Here is a 4702-nt window from a genome sequence, read left to right on the forward strand (position 1 = left end):
CCAGGCCGTACACATGGCCGCACCGACCATCTCTGCACGAAGCTCAACGAAACCCTTGCCAACGGAGAGCCGTCCACACAGGGCGCTGAGCCGTAGCGGCTTGGCGCGAACCAGCCCCGATCTATTTCATTGCCGTCTGATCCATGAATCGCCGCGATTGTGCGATCAGAGCGCGGCAGTCCGGCGAGGGCGTCGGCGGTCCGGCCGTCGGCAACAGACCCACAATAGGACTGACAGCGAGGGCGAGCAGGCCCTTGGGACCTGCGCGCTTGATGGCTTGACCCGTGAGCACCTGGACCTTGGGGTGCATGATCGGGCCGACGATCCTCACAGGTGCATTCAATTGCAGAATGCGACGCTGCGCTGGCTGGCCGTGGAATTCTAGCGCCAGCTGCTCGGGGCCAATGGAGAGCGATCCCTCGCCTCGAGAGACGCCGGCCGCCGTCACTACGGTCAACATGTCTGGCCGAACCGATCCTCTTCCAATGACGAGATCAGCGACAGCGCATTGCAGCGGGGTCTTCGCGTCGCGATCCCCGATCGATTGGCCGATCGCGTGCACCAGATCGCCGGCCAGAGCGTCCGCCTTCGACCGGGTGAAGGCGCCGTCGTGCAACTGCACGGCTAACCGCCCTCGAGCAGCGGCCGCCATCTCCTTCATCGAGGCGCCCCGCCCTTCGACGCGCACGGCGGCGTCCAGCGTACCGGTCAGGCTCTGGCCCATGTCCTTGCTCAGGGACTCGATCCGCAATCCGGTCACCGATCCCACCAGCGTCACACGCGCCGCGGCCGCACCCGTATCGAGCGTAAGCCAGGCGCGCCCGCGTCCTGCCCGGTCCAAGTTGAATGCAATGGGGCCGGCGGTCATACGGCCATCCTTGACCCAGACGCGGGCCTGGACGTCGCGCGCAGCGATCGCCGCCCCAGCCAGGATCCCGACCTTAAGGTGCATGTCCATGTCCGCCGCCTTCAACCCGTCCAACCGGAAGGGTCGGTCGGGCAGTAGAGGACCGGGTCGAGACTTGGGCGCGGCTCCGGACTGGGATCGGCTGATCGCATGCGACGGCCTCGGCTCGATTAAGGCGTGCGCGTCCTCCAGAGACAGGGTTCCGAATTGCAGGTTAAGCTGGATGTTCCGACGCCCCGAGACGTGGTCAGACAGGATTTCCCCAGCGACGTCGCTCCGCCCGAGCCTGGCCCGGATGTGGCTGACGTGGATTCGGGGCCCCTCCCGTTCGACATGCGCCTTGACGTCATAGGGCGTGGAATTGGGCGTGTGTATGTTGAAGAGGTAGCTCAGGTCGGCGAGGTTGGGCCCGGAGACGTGCGCCTGAACGTCGAGCTTGCTGAAATCGAACGGGCGTACACTGGATCCGTTGAGCTCCACGATGGTCGCCCCGTCGACCAGGTGGGCGATCAGCGGATACGGCTTCCCCGCAGGCCGCCGGTTCAGCCCCGCGCCTTGGGCGACGAGTGCGAGGGGGGAGCCCTTGTCTACGCCGTCGCCGCTTACCCGGAAGGGATAGGCGGCGGTCGGATCGCCGCTGTGGGAAAAGCGCACCTTCAGCACGACCTGACGTTCCGGATCGTCGAATTGCGCGAAGCCGCTAGCGATCGACAGTTTGTGGGTCTGGGAAAGAAATCGGCCCGGACCGCCAGCGCCGATCAGGTAGTTGTTCCGGTTATGCGAAAGACGCACGAGATGAAGGATGGGGGCTTGAAGCATCAAGTCCGCAGGTCTGAGCTGGCCCTCGAAAAGAGGAAGGATTTGCAGCCGGGCCCGAAGCCGCGGTGTTCGCAGAAGATCGGCCGAACTGATCGCTGGCGGGCTGCCGATCACGAGATCGGAAACGCTCAGGTTCGGATGAGGACCTGAAAAGTCTAATTCGAGGTGAGAGAAATGAACGGTGCGGCCGAGCTTCTTGCTCACGGCGCGTTGGATCACCTGATCGAACAGGCCATGGTTCAAAGATGTGATCATGATCGGCAGGCTGGCCAGCGTCACTATTGCGGCCACAGCCGCGACCACTCCTGTCGCAGTGCAGATTTTTCTTAGGGGTATCATTGAATAGACAGCCCCGTTTCATTTTAGGTCGCGGATGAGAGCTGCCGAAATGGTCAGCACACGATGTTGACAAGCACGTGCCGAGGTCGAGCAATGGGACGAACGTTTTCGCCACCTCCCGGATTTAATCCGGAGAGCATAAAATTAAGCCATCGGAAGCGTTTATTGTTCCGCTGATCGCGGGATCCAATCCCGCGCTCAATTAGGCGATGAGAGGCTTCCCAAGGTTTCCGCCGCCGTTCCGGCAACGTTCAAAGCCGGGAAGGGTGATCTCGTCCGAACTGCCCTCGACAGCCGCCATTGAAGCCGGCCTAAGCGCCGGCCGCGGGCCGATTCAAGCGCCCGCAATCCGGCAGAAGTTGGATGTCGGCAATGGGCGCGGAGCTACCGCCAGCGCCTCACTAGCCTCGCGTTTTGAAAACGGCCGAAAGGGTGGGCTGCCGTTGTGGGGCACGTGCCGATTGGCAGGGTGCCTTTAAGCGCCGCGGAATTCTTGAGTATCGTGCGCGAGCGGATCAAACGCCGACGACGTGGCGTGACGGCCTAGTTTTTGGGAAGATCCGTGGTGGTCCAGCCACTGGGCCGTGCGGCATCGTTCGGTGGGAAATCTAGGTGCTAGGTGGCCATGGGCGCCGGCGTGTTCGAAAGCGCCCGGAAGACCAGCAGGATTTTCAGCTGGCCGTCGCAAGTTGGCGGACGGCCGAGGCCGTCCGCCGCAGTTGCACATCACCAGCGACGATATGGATGAGCCCAGGGTCCCCAGTAGGGTCCGCGCGCCCAGTACCCGTAGGGATAGGGCGGATAAGCCCAGCCGCCGGCGGTCCAAATCCAGGGGCGGCGCCAACCCGGACCGTAGACCACGGGCGGCGGATAGACCGGGCCAGCCGCATAATAGAAGGCCGGGGCGCCAGCCGTGAGCGCATAGCCAGAGGGACAGGCTGGACCCTGAGCCGCATTGGCGCCGACCACGGCCCCCGCCGTCGCGCCCAGCGCGCCGCCGGCGAGCGCGCCGCCGAGATGGGCGCCCCGACCCGCCAGCCCCGAGCCGAGCACCGCGCCCAGGACGCCGCCGATCGCCGCGCCGGTGGCGGTGTCGCCGCGTTTGTCGACACAGTAGCGCGCCGCCCATCGCGCGTATTGGTCGGCATAGGCGCGGTCGTAGCCTTGGCCTTGTTGAGCCGTTGTCGCTCCGGCGGCTTGAGGCGCCGAGGCGTAGGCGCTGGGAGTCGCAGTGCCATTGGGGGCGCCGGTCGCCGGGTCGGCGCTGGCGAGGCCCGCTTGGGCGCCGACGCCGAGGGCGAGGATCGACGCCAGCACCTTGGGGCCCAAAGATGTTTTGAGGGTGCGGCGGTTGCGGTTGGAGCGACGGCTCCGGAGGGCGAGATGGGGCACGTTCATAGCTATTCCTCCTCTCAAAACGTGCAGGAAGAGCCGCCGGAGCCGGCGGCTCCGGCAGGGGGACGGCGCGTCGTTCAGGCAGCCTGACGATCGGACGGATGGTCTTCGAGGCGTTCGAGCTGGGACGAACCCGAGCCGCCGTTGGCGATCTCGATACGTCGCGCCTTCAGCGCCTCGGGGACCTCGCGCACCAAGTCGATGGCGAGCACACCGTCGGCGTAGTCGGCCGATTTCACCACAACGTAGTCGGCGAGCTCAAATCGCCGCTCAAAGCTGCGGCTGGCGATGCCATGGTGCAGATAGAGGCGGTTCTCTTCGCCCTGGCCCTTCTGGCCGCTGACGACCAAGAGGTTGGGCTGAGCGGTGACTTCGATGTCCGCCGGCTTGAACCCGGCCACGGCCAGGGAGATCCGGTAGGCGTCGTCACCAAGCTTTTCGATGTCGCAGGGCGGATAGTTCCCGTCACCCTCGCTCCTCATCGCCGCTTCGATGAGGGTCGCCATCCGGTCGACGCCAATCATCGACCGATAAAGCGGGGAAAAATCAAAGGTGGTTCTCATGTTCCATCTCCTCAGCAAGAGCAAGTTGGATCCAAGAGACGCCGGGAAGCGCCGGCGCCTCCTGAATGCGTCGGGCCCTTTCGGCGCCTGACGCCCAAAAAAATTAGGAAACTGAAAAACCGCGTCAAGAGGGCGAAAATCAGATTTTTTGCTGTTTACGAGCCTCCGAAACGGGGCGGCCGAGGGGCGCTTCGACGGGCCAGAATCCAGCCCCTATCCGCGGGCACAGGCGGCTCGGCCGGTATTTCGACGCGATCGATCCGTATCGCGTTCGACGCTACGCCGGACCGCAGCGGCTTTGAGGCCAAGCTGGTTCGGCGCCAACCGCCCGGCTTTGCTTGCTCGCCCCTCGGAACCCAAACCATGCGCCGGCGCGGGGGTGCCCCGCGCCACCTCCGCTGGAACCGGAGGTGGCGCTAGGAGCTAAGTTATTGGACGATAGGAGTTTGCAGTGCACCGTCAGGCCAAGGAATCGCCGGCTCTCTTGCTTATAGTGGGCTTAGCCGCCTGCTCTCCTGGGTCATCGTCGAGTGATGGTGGGACGACGTCCCGCGCGAAGACTGCCGCTCCCACGCCCGCCCCTTCGACGGCCGCTTCTCCGCCGTCTGCGGCGCGCCCACCAGCAGCCTTGCCGAACCCGAGCAATCGTGCGGCCGATGCGATCAACGACGCCAAGTTC

General features: G+C 64.8%; 4 protein-coding genes. All 4 read right to left on the reverse strand.

Going from position 1 to position 4702, the window contains the following annotated elements; genetic code table 11:
• Positions 1 to 121: 121 nt before the first annotated feature.
• Positions 122 to 2005, reverse strand: coding sequence for an AsmA family protein (locus GSQ87_RS19760; RefSeq protein WP_158917965.1), 1884 nt, complete (start codon positions 2003 to 2005; stop codon positions 122 to 124).
• 786 nt (positions 2006 to 2791) lie between these two features.
• Positions 2792 to 3463, reverse strand: coding sequence for a hypothetical protein (locus GSQ87_RS19765; protein WP_158917967.1), 672 nt, complete (start codon positions 3461 to 3463; stop codon positions 2792 to 2794).
• A gap of 74 nt (positions 3464 to 3537) precedes the next feature.
• Positions 3538 to 4023: an Hsp20 family protein gene (locus tag GSQ87_RS19770; protein ID WP_158917969.1), complete on the reverse strand. Its 486-nt coding sequence runs from the start codon at positions 4021 to 4023 to the stop codon at positions 3538 to 3540.
• 459 nt (positions 4024 to 4482) lie between these two features.
• A partial coding sequence (locus GSQ87_RS22575; protein WP_216839495.1) for a hypothetical protein occupies positions 4483 to 4702 on the reverse strand: 220 nt, incomplete at its 5' end.

It is taken from the genome of Caulobacter sp. S45 (assembly GCF_009765965.1).
Lineage (GTDB): Bacteria > Pseudomonadota > Alphaproteobacteria > Caulobacterales > Caulobacteraceae > CAHJWH01.